The 17,316-nt window shown below is 69.9% G+C and carries 15 protein-coding genes; 12 read left to right on the forward strand and 3 right to left on the reverse strand.

Translation table 11 applies throughout. The features are described from left to right. Positions 1-19: 19 nt before the first annotated feature. The 3 genes from OYE22_RS29630 to OYE22_RS29640 form a co-directional block, all read right to left on the reverse strand. A complete protein-coding gene (locus OYE22_RS29630; RefSeq protein ID WP_277323264.1) occupies positions 20-325 on the reverse strand; it encodes a hypothetical protein in 306 nt (101 codons plus the stop codon). A 293-nt stretch (positions 326-618) separates the two neighbouring features. Then, on the reverse strand, positions 619-1,185 hold the full coding sequence (locus OYE22_RS29635) for a HEAT repeat domain-containing protein (protein ID WP_277323265.1): 567 nt from the start codon (positions 1,183-1,185) through the stop codon (positions 619-621). Positions 1,186-1,245: 60 nt separating this feature from the next. Then, on the reverse strand, positions 1,246-5,079 hold the full coding sequence (locus OYE22_RS29640) for a hypothetical protein (RefSeq protein ID WP_277323266.1): 3,834 nt from the start codon (positions 5,077-5,079) through the stop codon (positions 1,246-1,248). 284 nt (positions 5,080-5,363) lie between these two features. On the opposite strand from OYE22_RS29640, the gene OYE22_RS29645 reads away from it, so the two are divergent. From OYE22_RS29645 to OYE22_RS29700, 12 genes are all read left to right on the forward strand, one after another. Next, positions 5,364-6,923, forward strand: a complete 1,560-nt coding sequence (locus OYE22_RS29645) for a phage tail sheath subtilisin-like domain-containing protein (RefSeq protein ID WP_277323267.1) — start codon at positions 5,364-5,366, stop codon at positions 6,921-6,923. A gap of 44 nt (positions 6,924-6,967) precedes the next feature. Beyond that, positions 6,968-7,411, forward strand: coding sequence for a phage tail protein (locus OYE22_RS29650; RefSeq protein WP_176160556.1), 444 nt, complete (start codon positions 6,968-6,970; stop codon positions 7,409-7,411). After that, the gene (locus tag OYE22_RS29655) at positions 7,411-7,878 is read left to right on the forward strand and encodes a hypothetical protein (RefSeq protein WP_277323268.1); all 468 of its coding nucleotides are present in this window, start codon (positions 7,411-7,413) and stop codon (positions 7,876-7,878) included. The genes OYE22_RS29650 and OYE22_RS29655 overlap by 1 nt, the downstream gene beginning before the upstream one ends. Beyond that, positions 7,875-8,018, forward strand: a complete 144-nt coding sequence (locus tag OYE22_RS29660; RefSeq protein WP_176160554.1) for a DUF6760 family protein — start codon at positions 7,875-7,877, stop codon at positions 8,016-8,018. Before OYE22_RS29655 ends, OYE22_RS29660 begins: the two co-directional genes overlap by 4 nt. Before the next feature lie 34 nt (positions 8,019-8,052). After that, positions 8,053-10,173 carry a hypothetical protein gene (locus tag OYE22_RS29665; RefSeq protein WP_277323269.1) on the forward strand — a complete coding sequence of 707 codons (2,121 nt, stop codon included), beginning with the start codon at positions 8,053-8,055 and terminating at the stop codon, positions 10,171-10,173. Between the two features lie 137 nt (positions 10,174-10,310). Beyond that, a complete protein-coding gene (locus OYE22_RS29670; RefSeq protein ID WP_277323270.1) occupies positions 10,311-10,742 on the forward strand; it encodes a phage tail protein in 432 nt (143 codons plus the stop codon). A 71-nt stretch (positions 10,743-10,813) separates the two neighbouring features. Further along, positions 10,814-11,755, forward strand: coding sequence for a LysM peptidoglycan-binding domain-containing protein (locus tag OYE22_RS29675; RefSeq protein ID WP_277323271.1), 942 nt, complete (start codon positions 10,814-10,816; stop codon positions 11,753-11,755). Next, entirely contained in the window at positions 11,749-13,650 is a 1,902-nt protein-coding gene (locus OYE22_RS29680) for a VgrG-related protein (RefSeq protein WP_277323272.1), read from the forward strand. Before OYE22_RS29675 ends, OYE22_RS29680 begins: the two co-directional genes overlap by 7 nt. Before the next feature lie 33 nt (positions 13,651-13,683). After that, positions 13,684-13,959, forward strand: coding sequence for a PAAR domain-containing protein (locus OYE22_RS29685; RefSeq protein WP_176160549.1), 276 nt, complete (start codon positions 13,684-13,686; stop codon positions 13,957-13,959). 2 nt (positions 13,960-13,961) lie between these two features. Beyond that, the gene (locus tag OYE22_RS29690) at positions 13,962-14,369 is read left to right on the forward strand and encodes a GPW/gp25 family protein (RefSeq protein ID WP_176160548.1); all 408 of its coding nucleotides are present in this window, start codon (positions 13,962-13,964) and stop codon (positions 14,367-14,369) included. Continuing rightward, positions 14,366-16,360 (forward strand): putative baseplate assembly protein, encoded by a 1,995-nt coding sequence (locus OYE22_RS29695; protein WP_277323273.1) that lies wholly within the window; start codon positions 14,366-14,368, stop codon positions 16,358-16,360. The genes OYE22_RS29690 and OYE22_RS29695 overlap by 4 nt, the downstream gene beginning before the upstream one ends. Before the next feature lies 1 nt (position 16,361). After that, positions 16,362-16,934, forward strand: a complete 573-nt coding sequence (locus tag OYE22_RS29700) for a phage tail protein (RefSeq protein WP_277323274.1) — start codon at positions 16,362-16,364, stop codon at positions 16,932-16,934. Positions 16,935-17,316: the final 382 nt, after the last annotated feature.

Genomic DNA, 17,316 nt, shown 5'->3' on the forward strand with positions numbered 1-17,316 from the left:
GTGGCTTGAGAGTGCTGGGTTAGACCTTGGTGATGGTGACGGGCGGGCCGGGCGGGGTGCGGCTCAAGCTCGCGATATCCGCGTCGCCGAACATTTTGGCCTCGGCTGCTCGAATCTCCTCGGCGGTCAGCGGCCCGTGGGTCTTCTCGTTAGCCGAGATCATCTCGGCTAGACCCTCGCGTTCGGTCTGGGACTGCATAGTGGTCTCACCGTATGCGGGCACCGAGCGCTTGTCGACGCGGGCGTGCACCGCGTCGACAATGTCTTCGTGTACGGAGACGGGCGTCGTGAGCCGCTCACTGGAGACGTAGGAATGAGTGGGCATACTTCACCCTAGCAAAAAGCTCACGAAAGTAGGCGAGTGGCGTGTGGTGCTGGTAGGGACACCGTGCCAGAATAAACCGCAAGCATGGGCGGAGGGCGTAGCCAGTAACGCTTACGCCGGCTTCTCGGAGCTTCGCTCGGTCGCGGTAGTTGAGGCGCATGAGGTGAGGGCGAATTCTGGAGATTATATCTCGTGTTGAATACTGAGCTAGTCAGAGTTCCGCACGGGGCGATATGCACAACCGAAGACCACTGACCCGCAGGGAGCGACTGATTCCGCACTTCTCTGCGATATTATGGGAAATTTGCGAGTGATGTCGCAGCCAGGTTGCGAACTTGGTCATCGGGGTCACTCCGAGAAACAGCCTCAACTATTTCCCTGAGGTCGCTCCAAGGAGTGTACATCGAGGCGATAGCTGCAGCCTTCCTCACGTCGGAGCTTTGAGAACTGAACCCGCTCTTCACTGCTTCAGAGATGCCTGTGGAGTATTCACCCGCTACTGCCGCCACCAGCATCAGGGCGAGCACTTTACCGTTCCAGTCTGGCTCGGAGTGGTAGAGGTCTAACAGCTCTTGAGGTTCGATCGTTTCGAACCTCTCTGAGATTGACCGTGCAACCTCCCTGAGATCGCCCTCACGTGTGCCCTTTATCGAATCACTCTCGATTGACAAGTAAATCAGGTCAAGTACCTCGTCCTCAATCAGGTGTATGCCGACACCTGTCGGTGATGCCCAGGTGAGCTCCGCAGGTTCTGACTCCGTTGCGGGGTAGCTTCCGTGGAAAATCCACTGTTTCTGCTCAGCAAAATTGGCCAGTTCTTGTGGGTCGATCTCATCTCGGAAGACCATATTCAGGCGCATGAATACCCTTTTGGTAGTAGCGGTCGAATGGTCAGCCTTTCGAATACATTGTCTTAATTTTCAACTATTCGTGCGCTCGAGTAATTCGCGTACCCCGACCTTGAGCATCCTAAACTCGTTTTCGATCTGCTCTGGGTCGGCTCCCGACAATTTGGCCTCTGCGTAGCGTTCAACTTGCTCGGCCAATGGATTAACGCTGTACCCGTCCGCCACGAGTATATTGCCTGACATGAGGAAGTTTTCGCTCATTATATGGGAATTTTCTGCGCGCGGAGACGTCTTTATCATCTCGATAAGGACGATGCCGAGGCGCTCTTCGCGCTTCTTCTGTTGATCTGGGTCTTGCGCAAGAGGTGCCATTATATTCATTTGTCCATCCATTTCGAGGATCGGATCCAGTCCCGTCACAACCCTAGATTGCACTAGGGCGTTGCGAATCGCCGTCGCACTTGGCACGCCGTGCATTCGACCTGTTTCTACCGATTGGATAAGCCTGTGATTCCTTCTCATCGCACGAATGAAAACTTCAAGAGCCTTCGCTGCGGTTTTAGTGCGCGGGTTTCCTCGACCGCGCAGTTCTGTTTCTTTGAATTCCGATGAACTCAAGTTCGCGGCAATTTCTTGATCGTCGAGAGGGTTGCCGTATGCCTTTTTTGATTTCAATCGCAAATCTTGAGCGGCGCTGAGGACGTCAATAACTTTTCCTTTCTTGTTCATCTTCTTCTTGGCGGCGTAAGCTCCAACGTTGTTAACCCTCCCGATTACACCAACAGAAGCGCTTCTCCGCTGGCTGTCGGGTGTGAATATCGAGACTCCCTTTTCGATTGCAAGAACTTTGACTCCGGGGCGAAAATACGCCATTACCATGCCTTTTTCGAAGGATGATAATTCGGTTAGAGAATTGGGGCGGCCGTTGGACCAGCCGTGAATTGCCTTAGTCAGCGTCGGACCACGGCCTTCATCCAGGAGTAGATGTGCAAAATATTCGCGTTCGGCTTCTACGAGGGCGGGGAGAATCATTTGGGCTAGCTGCCGATCTTTTATGCTGATTTTGTTGATTGTGACTGATGGGTTGATCTTGGCTTCTATTGAGCCATCTCGCGCCATCGTGAGGCTGGTGAGCCGGTATTCTTTACGCCATGCGGAGAGCCTCCGTTCTAAGGCTGTGCGATGTTTTCCGGATCCTACGTACTTAATGATCTTTGGAGTTAAGATGGCGGCAATGCGCTCTAGGCTGTCCCTTTTCTTTTGAGGGCTATCATCCTCGCGGGCATCTCTTCTGTGCCTCTCTTTTGCCTTATTGTTGTGTTCATTCTGATGCCGCTTTCTTCTAAGTCGCCCCCAAATCGCCCTCCCCTTCCGCGCGATCACCCCCACCAACTTGTCAAGCGCCCGCTTCACCGGCCTCCCCGCCGCCCGCAGCACGCTCTTCACCTTGTTGGCCAGCCCGCCAACCCCCACCAACGCGGCCAGGAACCCAATAAGCAGCGGAATGCTCGCCGCCAACGCGGCCTCGACCATCTTCGGAACCCCGGCACTGCCCCCACCCGCGATAGCGATCACCGCATCAAGGACCGCATTGACGAACTCAACGATCTGCGCACCCTGATTAACGATGAACGTAATAATGTCGACGATGCCCTTGACCGCCCGCACAAAAGCCGAAGCCGGAGTCAGCAGCGATATGATCCACGAAATGCCAGCGATAATGACCGTCGGCACCAGATAAGCCTTTAGGTCATCCAAAATCTTGGTCTTCAAGTCACCCGTATCGGCCTGGATCTCATCCATAGCCCCGGCCGGGCCCTCGCGCGACAGCGCGCCCGCGACCGGCACCGACTGTTCGACCTTCTCCATCGCCTGCTCCGGCACGCCCTTGCCGACGATGCGGGCGCGGAGGTTGTCCCAGGTGAGGCCGAGCATGGAGCCGACGAGCTGGATGATGCCCTTCATGTCGAACTGGGCCGGGATCTCGATGCCCTCCTTGGTGGCGGTGCCAAGGAGCCAGGCGACCAGGCCCTTCTTCAGGTGGTCGAGGATGTTGGAGGTGAAGAGGTTGAGGCCGGCGCCGACGGCCTTGACCAGGTTGCCCAGGAAGCCGATCGGGTCCTTGATGATCTTGCCGATGGCGGAGGCGGCCTTGGCGAGGATGCCCATCAGGAGGTTCTTCAGCTCCATGATGGTCTTGATCGCCCCGACGATCGCGTCCTTGGCCTTGGCGATCAGGCCCTTGTTGGCGTCCTGGAGCTTCTTGATCTCGTCGTCGACCTTGTTCAGGGCCTCCGTGTACTTCTGTGCCAGGGTCTGGACCAGTTCGTCGGACTTGTCGTTGACCTTGGTTTCCAGGTCCTCGAACTTTCCCTCGAAGTCCTTCGCCGCCTCCTGGCCGTACTTCTTCAGGTCCTCCGGTAGTTTGTCGACCTCGGCCTTGAGCTCCGAACGGCCCTGTTTGATGCGGGCCTTGGCCTTGCCGAGTTCGGTGCCGATCGTGTCAGCGATGGAGGAGATGACGCCCTGCATCTTGGAGACGTAGAGCTTGCGCGACTCCTTGAAGATGTTCAGGCCCTCCTCCGGGAGGCCCTTGAACTTGTCCTTGACCCAGCGGAGCTTGCCGCGGAAGCCCGAGTAGCGCTTGTCCTTGTACTTCTTCATGCGGCGCTTGTGGTCTTCGGTGAAGGCGTCCTTCGCCGCCTTCTCGCCCTTGGTGAACTGGTCGTCCACCTTCTTGTCCAAGCCTTCAAGCGTGGACTCGACGTCCTTCTTCGTCGCGTCGAAGACCTTCTGTAGCTTGGCGGTGACCTCTTCGCGCTTCTTCTCGTCCTTCGACTTCGTCTCGCCCTTGCCGCCGTCGACCTTCTGGCCCGCCTCGCTGCGCGTCGCGGTCAGTGAGGCCATCGCGCTCGCGCCGGCCGCCGCGGCGCCCGCCTTCGCGTCCGCCAGCTCCGCGTCCTCGGCCTGCCGGCCCTGCGGCCCGGCCTTCTTCGAGTGCTCCTCGGCCTTCTTCTTCTCGCTCAGCGCCTCGTCGAACTGCGGCTCGTTGCCCTTGGCCAACTGCTCCTCGGTGACCTCGGCGTCGGCCATCGCCTTGTCGTTCTGCTTCGGCCCGTCGGAGAAGTCCGTCACCGCCGGCGGCTGCTTGTCCGGGACCGCGTCGTCCGCGCTGGGCGCGCCCGGGTTCCCCGGCGGCTTGTCCGCCGTCATCGGGGTGACCTTCTTAGGTACGACCTTCGAGGTGTCGGGGGCGGCCTTGGTGGTGGTCTCGATGTCCTTGGCGGAGGTCTTCTTGCCGTCGGTGACCTTGCCGTCCACCTGTTCCTTGACCTGGTCGGCCTTGCCGGAGTCGGCGAACTTGTCGGCCTCGTTGAGGTTCTTCGGCGCCTGGTCGGCGATCGCCTTGTTCACCGCGTCGATGAACGCCTGCTTGTTGAACTCGCCCGGCTTGGCCGCGTTCATCTTCTCGGCCTGCGCCGCCTTGCCCTGGGCTTCCTTGTCGTCCGGCGGTGCCACCGCCGCGTCCTGGGCTGACCTCGACTCCGTCGTCGCGGGTTGGTGCTGCTTGATCGTCTGCTTCTTGGTCCCGACGTCCGCCTTCACGCGCCGGAAGCCCGGCGCCTGCGCCGGGGACGGCTTCACCGGCGCCGCGTACCGCTGCGCGACAAGGCGCGAGACCGCCGCGTTCCCCGCCGCGCGTTGCAGCCGTTGCAGGCCGCGCCGGTCCAGGCCGGGGCCGCCGGAGACCGGGGCGGGGGGCGTACGGACGGCGCGTGACACCCTGGGCGACTCGCCGGCCGCGGGCGTCAGCTCCGTGTCCGCGCCCGTATGCTGCCCCGCGGTGGGCGCGCCCGTGTGCGGGCGCTGCCGGCTGGGGGACGGCGTGTCGGGTGTGCTCTTCACGGCAGCACCCGGTTACCGCCCGCGGGGCACGCGCGTCGTTCGCCCCGGACCGTCCCAACTCCCCGCGTGCGCAGTGGACATGGGCGTCAGGATGCGCCCGGGCGGCGGTCCACAGCACAAGACGGCGGGGAACGATCCGGTGCACCCCGAGATGACCGCTCAGCGATCTGCCCGCTGCCCGTTGGGGCAACCCGGAAGGCACGCCGGGTAGCCCGAAGTCCTTTTCCGTTGATCCTTTACATGACGAGAATCGCTGTCGTTTCCCCCCGGTCAAGGAGAGTGGTATGCCGTCGTCGTACCTGTCCCCGGGCGTCTACGTCGAAGAGGTGGAGTCCGGGTCACGGCCCATCGAGGGAGTGGGGACCTCGGTTGCCGCCTTCGTGGGGTTCGCACAGAAAGGCCCCTTCAACGAGCCGACGCTCGTGACGAACTGGACCCAGTTCGTCACCGTCTTCGGCGACTTCGTCGAGGGGACGTACCTGGCCACCTCGGTCTACGGGTACTTCGCCAACGGCGGAGGCGTCTGCTACGTCATTCGCATCGGCGGACCGCGCGCTGAGCAGGAACCGGACGGGGCGGGAGCGACCCCCGAGGAGATCGACATCGCGCCGGACGCCCAGCTCGGCCCGTACGTCGTGCGGGCGCTGCCCGGCGTGACCGGCGAGATCACCGTCGAGGTCGCGGACCCGGAGGCCGAGGACCCGCCGCAGGACGTGTTCAAGCTGATCGTCCGGCATGACGGGCAGGTCGCCGAGACGTACCCCGCGGTGACCACTAAGCGCAGCAAGGAGAACGTCGCGACGCAGGTCAAGGCGCGCTCCCAGCTGATCGCCCTGGAGGAGCCCGGCAAGGGCGCGGCGCCGCCGCGGCCCGAGCCGCAGTCGGTCCGGCTGGCCGTGCCGCCGGGCGGGGCCGCGGGCGTGGCGCCGCAGGCGGTGTCGGCCGAGACGTACGTGGGCGACCCGGACCAGCGGACCGGGTTCGGCGGCCTGGAGGCCGTCGAGGACGTCACCATGGTCGCCGCGCCCGACCTGATGAGCGCCTACCAGCGGCGCGTGCTCGACCTGGAGACGGTGATCGCGGTCCAGCAGGGGCTGATCGCGCACTGCGAGGGGATGGGCGACCGGATCGCCATCCTCGACCCGCCGCCCGGCCTCAGCCCGCAGCAGGTCAGGACCTGGCGCACGGAGACGACGGGCTTCGACTCGAAGTACGCCACGCTGTACTACCCGTGGCTCAAGGTGTTCGACCCGGCTGTCGGACGCAACGCCTTCGTGCCGCCCAGCGGACACGTCGCCGGCATCTGGGCCCGTAACGACGTCTCGCGCGGCGTGCACAAGGCGCCCGCCAACGAGGTGGTGCGCGGCGCGGTGGCGCTCCAGACGCAGATCACCAAGGGCGAGCACGACCTGCTCAACCCGATCGGACTCAACTGCATCCGGGCCTTCCCCGGGCGCGGCATCCGGGTGTGGGGCGCGCGGACCCTGGCCAGCGATCCGGCCTGGCGCTACCTCAACGTACGCCGACTCTTCAACTACCTGGAGGAGTCGATCCTCGCGGGCACCCAGTGGGTGGTCTTCGAGCCGAACGACGACGCGCTGTGGGCCCGTGTGCGGCGGACGATCTCGGCCTTCCTGGTCAACGAGTGGCGCAAGGGCGCGCTCTTCGGGCTCACGCCGGAGGAGGCGTTCTACGTCAAGTGCGACCGGGAGACCAACCCACCGGAGAGCATCGACGCCGGCCAGGTCATCTGCGAGGTCGGGGTGGCGCCGGTCAAGCCGGCGGAGTTCGTGGTGTTCCGACTCGCCCAACTCTCCGGCGGTTCCGGCGCGGTCGACGAGTGACCAACCGGCCCACGCCCGCGACCGACTGACTCAAGGAGGCTGCTATGCCGCTGCCCGATCTCGACAGCTCCGTCGGGCATTCCTTCGGCCTGGAATTCGACAGCGTGCTGATCCGGCAGATCACCGAGGTCACCGGCCTGAAGATGGAACAGGACGTCATCGAGCTGAAGCAGAACACCGCCGACGGCAAGTACGCGATAAAGAAGCTGCCGGGCCGCCCCAAGGCCGGCGAGGTCACCGTGACCCGCGGCCTGACCGAGGACAACAGCTTCGAGCGCTGGATCACCGACTCGCGCTTCGGCCGCATGAACAACGCCCGCCGCAACGGCTCCATCATCGTCTACGACTACGAGGGCATCCCGATCAAGCGGTACAAGCTGATCAACGCGTGGCCCAAGACGCTGGAGATCAGCGCGCTCAAGGCGGGCGACACCTCCGTACTCACCGAGAAGCTGGCCATCACCTTCGAGAGCATTGAAGTCGAGTGATGCGCAGGCGCACCATCGCGATCCCCGCCCCACCCGCGGACGCTTCCGCGCCGGCGGCCGGTCGCGAGGAGGGGAGCGGCGGGCAGCCCGAGAAGCTGCGGACCGAGTTCGCCTTCGAGCTGCCGCGCGGGTACGTCGACGAGTCGGGCACCGTGCACAGGTCGGGGGTGATGCGGCTGGCGACCGCGCGGGACGAGCTGGTTCCGCTGCGGGACGACCGGGTCCGCGACAACAGCGCGTACCTGTCGGTGGTGTTGATCTCCCGGGTGCTGGTCAGGCTGGGCACGATCGAGGACATCCACCCGGGCGTCGTGGAGGACCTGTTCGCCTCCGACCTGGCGTTCCTCCAGGACTTCTACCGCAGGATCAACTCCGAGGGGCACACCCGCGCCTCGGTGACCTGCCCGTCGTGCCGGGACACCTTCGCCGTGGACCTCGCCGGCGGTGGTCGCCTGGGGGAATCGTGACGTACGCGACCGACCGGATACACGAGGAAGTCGCGTACCTCGCCTACCACTTCCACTGGTCGCTCGACCAGATCCTCGACCTGGAGCACGCCGACCGGCTCCGCTACGTCCACCAGATCGCCCGGCTGAACGGGCAGTGAACCGCGTCGTGCGAGGGGGAGGGACGACCGTCTGATGGGATTGCTGTCCCGGCTGTCTCGACTGACCGGCGCTGGCCGCGCCGCCTCGGCCGGCAGCGCGTCACCCGAGTCCGCGACCGCCCCGGCCTCCGCCGCCGCCCCGGGCCCCGGCGCCGCCGGGCGCGGGTCCGGCGGTCAGGCGTGGCGCGACCTGCCGCCGCTGCAACGGACCGTGGGCGCCGCGCCCCTGGTGGCCGACCCCGAACCGTTCCACGCCTCGCTCGGTACCTGGCAGGACGCCTCGCTGAGCACGCCGCTGGGCCACCTCGTCAGCCCCGACGCGCCCGCCGGGCTCGGCCACGACCTCGCCACCGCGACCGGGCCCACGGAGGCCGACATCCCGGCCGCCCCGGACACCGCCTCGGCCCCCTCCGGCGCGAGCCACGAAACCGCCTCCGTACGCCACTTCGCGCCCGACCCGACGAGCAACGCTGACCCGACGAGCCACGCCGACCTGACGAGCCACGCTGACTCGACGGGTCACGCCGCCCCGGTGAGCCCGGCCGAGCCGGGGGCGGCGGTCCAGCGCGCGGTGACCCAGCCAACCCAACCGACCCAGCCGCTGACCTCCGCGCGCCCGCTGGAGACCGCGCTGCTGCGGGAGGTGCCGAGCCTGCCGCCGGCCACGCCACGGCCCGCCACGGAGTCCAGCGATCCGCCTCCCGCCTCCGGCGGCGTGCCGCCGTTCGCCGTGCAGCGCTCGGCGACGCCCGGGCCGTCGGGCGCCGGCACCCCGCCCCGGGGCACGCGCGGCACGGGGCTGGGCGCGCCGCTGTCCGGGCTGCCGCCCACGGCCCAGCGCACCCCCGCGGCGAGCACCAGTGGCCAACCCCCGGCACCCAACCCGACCGGCGCCGGACCCACCGCCGACGCCGCCACCCCGGAGCTGCCTGCGGACACGTCGGCCCCGCCGCCCGCCGACCCGCCGCCCGCCCCCGACGGGTCCGCGCACGCCGACGAGCCCGCGCCCCCTTCGTCCCCCGCCCCCGAGCCGCCGACCCGTCCGCTGCTCGGCGCCGACCCGCTGGTCTCCCGCGTGGCCGTGTCCGACCAACCGGCCGAGCCGGCGGTCGCCACCTCGGCTGACATGCCGCTGGGGCAGGCCCGGCCGGTGAACCAGAGCCCGACATACGGAGAGGCCGCCACGGGCCCTACGGAAGGGAGCGTAGGGCCCGGACGAGGCGCCGAGGTGGTGCAGCGGACGGCGGTCCCGGTGCGCCCGGCGGTGGCCGACGGCAGCCCGCTGCCCGCGCCCACCGGTCCGGCGCCGGCGCCGGTGGTCGTGGCGCCGCTGGTGGCCCAGCGCGCGGTGCCGCTGTTCTCCGGTCCGGTACGGGATGCCGTACGCGGCCCGCTGTCCGAGCCGTCGGACGCCGCCGTTCCGGTGCGGTGGGACGCTCCCGAGACGGAGCTGGCCGCGTCAGCCACGACGAACGGGCCGGCCGCGTCGGGCACGGGAGGCGAGACCCTCGCGCCGGGCTCCGGTGGCGCGCGCGGGCCGGCCGTCGAGGTACAGCGGTGGGCCGGGCCACGATCCGGCGGGCCGAGCGCACCCGGCGGCGAGCGAGGCCCGGCCCGTACCGGCCCGTCCGCGCCGTCCCCGGCCCTGCAACGCGCCACGGAGCCGCCCCGGTCCGCGGCCCAACAGCGAGGTGGCGTAAGGCAGTCGAGCCCTTCGGGCCCGCTGCCCGACGCCGGTGCGGTGGCCGTCGCGGCCGGCGTGGCGCAACGCATGGCCGACGGTTCGGTGGTCTTCCACCAGCCGGCCGCCGCGCAGCGCACCGTCGGGCCGCCGCCCGTACAACGGGACGTCGAGACCGCCGAGCCGCCGCCCCCGGACCCGCCGCCCGACCCCGTACCGGAGCCCGAGCCGGAGCCCGGCCCCGAGCCCGTACCGGACGCCGAGCCGCCCGGTGGGGACGAGCCGCCGGGCGGGGACGGGGAGGCCGGGCCGGGTGGCGGACAGGCGGCCTCCGACGGACGGGGGCGGGGCGCGCCGGCGGTCACCGACGAGCTGGTGCGGGCCCTGTTCGCGCCGCTGAGCCGGCTGCTCAAGGCCGAGCTGCGGCTTGAGCGCGAACGCGCCGGCTTCCTGATCGAGACGAGACACCGATGAGCGGACCCCAGGGGCCAGGCATCCGATAGCCAGGCACTGACGACCAGGCACCGATAACCACGCACCGATGAGCACGGACCGACGACAGGCACCCGGCGAGCGGGCGGCGATGAGCAGGCAGGGAAGGGAGGTACGGCGTGAGCGTGACCGATGACCCGGCGGTGACCGTGTGCTTCGTCGTCACCATCGACGGCATCGAGCTGGGCTCCTTCAACACGTGTGAGGGCCTGGGGTGCGAGGTGGTGCTCGAACAGCGCGAGGAGGGTGGCAACAACGGCCACCTGTGGCAGCTCCCCACCCGGCTCAAGTACTCCAACGTCAAGCTGTCGCGGCCACTGACCCGGGAGACGGAGAAGGTGGCCAGGTGGTTCGCGAGCATGACGGGCGGGTTCAAGCGCAAGACGGCCCACATCGAGGCCCGTACCGGCGACGGGACGAAGGTGGCCCAGTGGGGCCTGCTTGAGGTGGTGCCGGTGCGCTGGACGGGGCCCTCGTTCAACCCCGAGTCGCCCAAGGTGGCCATCGAGACCATCGAGATCGCCCACCACGGCTACGTCATGGAGGGCTGAGTGGTGTCCGGGGCGGTCGGCGGGCCGCACTGGGTCGGCGGGCGCGGGCGGAGGGGGCGGAGGGGTACGACATGAGCGGCTCCGTGGCGTTCAGCGCGGCGGGCACCGGGGGTGGGCCCGGGGGCGGCGGGGCGCGGCCCAAGCTGGAACACGCGTACCTGGAGATGCGCACCCCGCCGCCGGGTGGCAGCCTGACCCCGGGTGGGCCGGCCGGGCGCATCGACTTCCAGTTCAACCCGAAGGAGCTGACCCTCACCAAGGCGGCGGCCTGGAAGCGCAGCCCGGCCAAGGGCGCGAAGAGCGCGGGTCCGCCCGAGTACCAGGGGCCCAAGCCCAGCAAGCTGACCGTGGAGATGTTCTTCGACGCCAGCGACACCCAGGACACCAGCGTGGTGACCTCGGTGGAGAAGCTGCTCGCCTGCTGCGTGCCGACCAGCGAGACCCGGCAGCAACAGCGCTCGTCGCCGCCGTGGGTGGTCTTCCACTGGGGCGGCCTCACCGGCTTCCCCGGCTACCTCAGCCAGGTCCAGGTGAAGTACACCCTGTTCACCACCTCCGGGGTGCCGATCCGGGCCGTGTGCCAGGTGACGATGGAGGAGATCAGCGGCGAGACGCCGGGCCAGAACCCGACGTCCGGCGCGCTGCACGCGCGCCGCGTGCACCAGGTGCGCACCGGCGACACCCTGCCGGACCTGGCCTGGCGCGAGTACGGAGACCCGACGGCCTGGCGGGTGATCGCCGAGGCGAACGGCATCGACGACCCGATGCGGCTGGCCAACGGCCGGGAGCTGCTGCTGCCCGCGCCGGACGAGCTGACCCGGCTGCGCGCGGCCAGCGCCGCGGCCCCGGCGCTGCCCGGCCGCGGGTCGACGGCCCAGGATCTGGCCGCCCGTGGCCAACAGGGTCGACTCGCGCCCTCCGCCCGCGCCCGGGAGCTGGAGCGCGGGCCGGCCCCGGTGGCCGCGCCGAGCCCGCTGCCCAGTGCCCCGTCGGCACAGGGGCGCCGATGGTGAGCCAGAGCGTCGCGAAGACGCTGGTGGTGGAGGTGGCGGGCCGGCCGCTGCCCGCGGCGTGGGCCAACACGCTGGTCGAGGCGTACGTGGACGACAGCCGTACCCTGCCCGACCTGTTCCTGCTGCGCTTCCGCGACCCGAGCCGGGTCTTCCTGGAGCAGGCGGGCATCGAGATCGGGGCGCCGGTGCGGCTGCTGGCCCAGGCCGGTGAGGGGGCCTCGGGGCCGCTGCTGAGCGGGCACGTCACCGCGCTTGAGGTGGACATCGACGACACCGGAACGTTCACGGTGGTGCGCGGCCTGGACGAGTCGCACCGGCTGCTGCGGGGCCGCCGGGTGGCCAGCTACCAGAACATGACGCTCGCCGACGTCGTCTCCCGCGTCGCCCAGCGCGCCGGCCTGCGCCCCGGCACGGTGGACGTGGCGGGGCCCGTACTGGAACACGTGGCCCAACCCAACGTCACCGACTGGGAGTTCATCCGCACCCTGGCCGAGGGGGCGGGGGCGCAGGCGTGGGTGATGGACGGACAACTGCACGTCACCAAGCCGACCGAGGCCGGCGGCGCCCCCGACACAGCGGCCCGCGCCGACAGCAACCCGCTGGTCCTGGAGATGGGTGACAACCTGCTGCGCTGCCGGGCCGCGGTCTCGGCGGCCGAACAGGTGTCGGCCGTGGAGGTGCGCGGCTGGGACGTGCGGGCCAAGCAGCCACTGGTGGGCCGGGCGGAGGCCGGCACGGCGGCCACCCTGGAACTCGGGCTCACGGCGGCGGACGCGGCCAAGCCATTCGGCGAGGCCACCTACGTCGCCACCGACGCCGCCTACGCCAGCCAGGCCGAGGTGGACCAGGCGGCGAAGGCGCTGGCCCAGCGGATCGCCGGCTCGTTCGCCGAGCTGGAGGCCGTGATCAGGGGCAACCCGGCGGTGCGGGCCGGCGGCGCGGTCACCCTGACCGGCGTCGGCAAGCCCTTCGAGGGCCGGTACACCGTCACCTCGTCCCGGCACGTCTTCGACGCCGTACGCGGCTACGAGACCTGGCTGACGGTCTCCGGACAGCAGGAGCGCTCGCTGTACGGGCTGACCGGCGGCACGGGCGGCGGCGGCCAGACCAGTGGCGCGCACCGGGCCGGGCTCGTCAACGCCACGGTGACCGACACCAAGGACCCGGAGGGACTCGGCCGGGTCAAGGTGCGCTTCCCGTGGCTGTCGGACGAGTACGCGAGCGACTGGGCGCGCACCGCGCAGGCCAGCGGCATCGGCGGGGGAGAGGCGTTCATCCCCGAGGTGGGCGACGAGGTGCTGGTCGGCTTCGAACAGGCCCGGATGGACCGTCCGTACGTGCTGGCCGCGCTCTACAACGGGCAGGACAAGCCCGGCGGTGGCGGCGGCCAGGGGGCCGCCGGTGGCGGCGGCGCCGGTGGCGCGGGTGGCGGCGGGGCCGTGGACCCGACCAGCGGGGCGGTCACCAAGCGGGCGTTCGGCTCCAAGGGCGGCAACAAGCTGGAACTCCTCGACACGGCGAACGGCCCGCAGGGCCTGCGCCTGGTCACCGGCGACGGGAAGCTCAGCATCAACCTCGACCGGAAGGGCACCACCATCGTGCTGCACAGCGACGGGACCGTGGAGATCGAGGCCACCCAGCAGGTGTCCATCAAGGCGGGCAGCGGCGTCTCGCTGGACGCGGGCAAGGGAACGCTGGAACTGGCCGGCGACGCGGTGCGGCTCACCGCCCGCGGCGGGGTCGAGGTCAACGGCGGCAACGGCGAGGTCAAGCTCGCCACCGGCGGCTCCGTCGAGGTGCGGGGCAACCAGGTCGCGGTGCACGGCACCAACCGGACCGAGGTGAAGGGCGGCTCGACCGTGGCCATCAACTCCCCGCTGGTACGCATCAATTGACCGAACCACGGCGAAGACAGGGGGAGAGCGCGCATGCCAGCAGCCGCCCGCGTGGGCGATCCGACCGGCCACCCCGGGGTGGTGGGCGGACCTGGCGTACCGACGGTGCTGATCGGCGGGCGCCCGGCGGCCACTGTCGGCACCCCGCACCAGTGCGCGTCACCCGCCGCGCACCCGGCGTCCCCGCTGCGCCCGCCCGGCAGCGCCAGCGTCTTCATCGGGGGCCGACCGGCCGCCCGGGTGGGCGACGCGGCCGGCTGCGGCTCGCCGATCGTCGCCGGGTGCCCCACCGTCCTGATCGGAGGCTGACCATGGTCCAGCAGTTCATCGGCGCCGGCTGGGCCTTCCCGCCCCGTACCGACGCCACCGGCAGCATCGCCCTGGTCCGTGGCGGGCAGGAGATCGCGGAGTCCATCCGGCTGATCCTGTCCACGTCACCGGGCGAGCGCCCGATGCGCCCCGAGTTCGGCTGCGCGCTCGGCGACTACGTCTTCGCCCCGGCCGACGCGGGCACCGCCGGACAACTCGCCTACGAGGTGCGACTGGCCCTGGAGCGCTGGGAGCCACGCATCGACGTGGCCGACGTGGCGGTGCGCTTCGACGAGGCGGACGAGGGCGTGCTCTACATCGACATCAGCTACGCGATACGGGGCGCCAACGACCCGCGCAACCTGGTCTTCCCGTTCTACGTCATCCCCCGGCACGAGGAGGGCACATGACGCTCCCCAGCCCCAACCTGGACGACCGGCACTTCCAGGGGCTGGTGGACGAGGCCAAGCGCCTGGTGCAGCAGCGCTGCCCGGAGTGGACCGACCACAACGTCTCGGACCCCGGTGTCACCCTCATCGAGGCGTTCGCCAGCATGGTCGACCAACTCGTCTACCGGCTGAACCGGGTGCCCGACAAGAACTACCTGGCCTTCCTCGACCTGATCGGCGTCCGCCTCTACCCACCCACCGCGGCCCGCACCGACGTCACCTTCTGGCTCTCGGCCCCGCAGCCGGAGCCGGTGCGGGTCCCCGCCGGCACCGAGGTCGCCACCGTGCGCACCGAGGCCGAGGAGGCGGTGGTCTTCACCACCAGCTCCGACCTGTCCGTCGTGCCGTGCTCGCTGGCCCACCTGGCGACCTGGCCGCTGGACGGGGACGCCACCGACGGCACCGAGGAACTGGCGCTCGGCCGCGACGTCCACTGCTTCGGCACCACCCCGCGCCCCGGGGACTGCCTGTACGTCGGCCTGTCCAACCCCGCGCCGGCCTGCGTCGTCGTGCTGCGCCTGGACTGCAGGGTCGAGGGCGTGGGCGTGGACCCGCGCCGCCCGCCACTGCTGTGGGAGGCGTGGGACGGCACCGCCTGGGTGGCCTGCGAGGTGGACAAGGACGACACGGGTGGCTTCAACAAGGCGGGCGAGGTCATCATCCACCTGCCCGCCCAGCACGCCACGTCGGTGGTGGCCCGGCACACCGCCGGCTGGATACGGTGCCGGCTGCTCAAGGCCGCGCCCGACCAACCCACCTACGTGGCCTCGCCGACGGTGCGCGAGATCACCGCGTTCACCATCGGCGGCACCGTGGAGGCCAGCCACGCCGAGACCGTCACCGACGAGGTCATCGGTGTCTGCGAGGGGGTGCCGGGGCAGAGCTTCCAGGTGGCCAGGCCGCCGGTGGTGCCGAGCGAGGAGCCGTTCGTGGTCGAGGTCGCGGAGGGCGCGGGCTGGGTGGAGTGGACCCGCGTCGACAACTTCGCCCACTCCACCGCGTACGAACGACACATCACCCTGGACCCGAACTCAGGACAGGTGGACTTCGGTCCGGCGGTGCGCGAACGCGACGGATCGCTCAGGCTGTTCGGCGCCGTGCCACCCAAGGGCAGCACCGTGCGGGTGCGCCGCTACCGCACCGGCGGCGGGCGGCGCGGCAACGTCTCCCGGCACGCGCTGCGCATCCTGCGCAGCTCGATGCCGTACGTGGCGCGGGTCGACAACCGGCGTCCGGCGCTCGGCGGCGTCGACGGCGAGAGCGTGGACGACGCGCGGGTGCGCGGCCCGCTGACGCTGGCCACCCTGCACCGGGCCGTCGTGCCGCACGACTACGAGCAACTGGCCCGCGAGGCCGCGCCCGACGTGGCCCGGGTGCACTGCGTACCGGTGGGCGAACTGGCCGACGACGCTACGGAGTCCGCCGAGGGCCGGGCGGGGCGGGCCGCGGACGCGGGCGGGGTGCGGCTGCTCGTCGTGCCGGCCGGGCGCGGCGACGAACAGGGCCGGATCAGGTTCGAGGACCTGACCCCCTCGTCCGAGACGCTCTCGATGATCGGTACCCACCTCGACGAGCGCCGCCCGCTGGGCACCCGACTGCACGTCGAGCCGCCCTACTACCAGGGCGTGACCGTCGTCGCCAAGGTGCAGGCGCAGCGCGGCGCGGCGGCCGACCGGCTGCGCGAGGCCGGACTCGCCGCCCTGTACGGCTACTTCAACCCGCTCTCGGGCGGCCCCGACGGCGACGGCTGGCCCTTCGGGCGGCCCGTGCACGCCGGCGAGGTGTACGCCGTGTTGCAGCGGCTGCCCGGCGTCGAACTGGTCGAGGACGTGCTGCTGTTCCCGGCCGACCCGGTCACCGGGGACCGCGCCGAGCCCGCCAACAAGATCCTCCTCGATCAGCACGCGCTGGTGTTCAGCTTCGAGCACCAGTTGCGGGTCCGGGAGGTGTGAGATGCGTGCCGTGATCCCCGGGCTTCCCACCCCCCACCCGCTGGCCGACCAGCTCCCGGCCGTCTACCTGGACCAGGACTTCCTCGTACGGTTCCTCGGCGCGCTGGACGAGGTGCTCGCCCCCGTGCTGCTGACCCTCGACAACCTGCCCGCCTACCTGCATCCGCGTACCGCCCCGGACGACTTCGTGGCCTGGATGGCGAGTTGGGTCGCCACCCGCACGGACGAGGAGCGGCCGGTCAACCAGCGCCGGGCGGTGGTGGCCAGCGCGGTCGTACGCCACCGCGAGCGCGGCACGCGCGCGGGGCTGGCCTCGGCGATCCGGGTGGAGACCGGTATCGAGCCCGAGATCACCGAGAGTGGGGCCACCACCTGGGCGGTCGAGCACGGTGGCGCGCTGCCGGGCTCGGCGCCGCCGTGGGTGCGGGTCCGGCTGCGGGTGGCCGACCCGGAGCGCTTCGACCGGGCCCGCCTGGAGCGGCTGGTCGCCGCCGAGGTCCCCGCGCACGTCGGGTACCGCCTGGAGGTCCTGGCCGCCGAGGCGACCGGCGAGGAACCCGGGGGCCCGGCATGACCTGCCCCGACTGCGGACACCGCAACGCGCCCGGCGCCCAGTTCTGCGCCTCGTGCCGGGCCTTCCTGGACTGGGAACGCGCGGCGGACCAAGCCGACCGGGCGGGCCGCGCCGCCGCCGACCCGCCTCCGGACGCGGGCGGCGCGGATAGCCAACCCCCGTCGGGCGCGCCCCGAATCCCGCCCCCAACCGTGCTCCCAGCCCGCCGCCCGCCGAACCTCGCCCGAGCACGCCCCCTCCCGACGCCGCCACCGCCACCCCGCCCCCGACCACCGACCCCGACTCCGCCCCGCCCGGCGTCGGCCGCGCGCCCGGGCCCCCGGGACCGCCCCCGCAACCAGCACCGCCCCCCGCTCCACCGCCGACCCGCACGCCCGACCGG

The sequence above is a fragment of the Streptomyces sp. 71268 genome, from assembly GCF_029392895.1.
GTDB lineage: Bacteria > Actinomycetota > Actinomycetes > Streptomycetales > Streptomycetaceae > Streptomyces.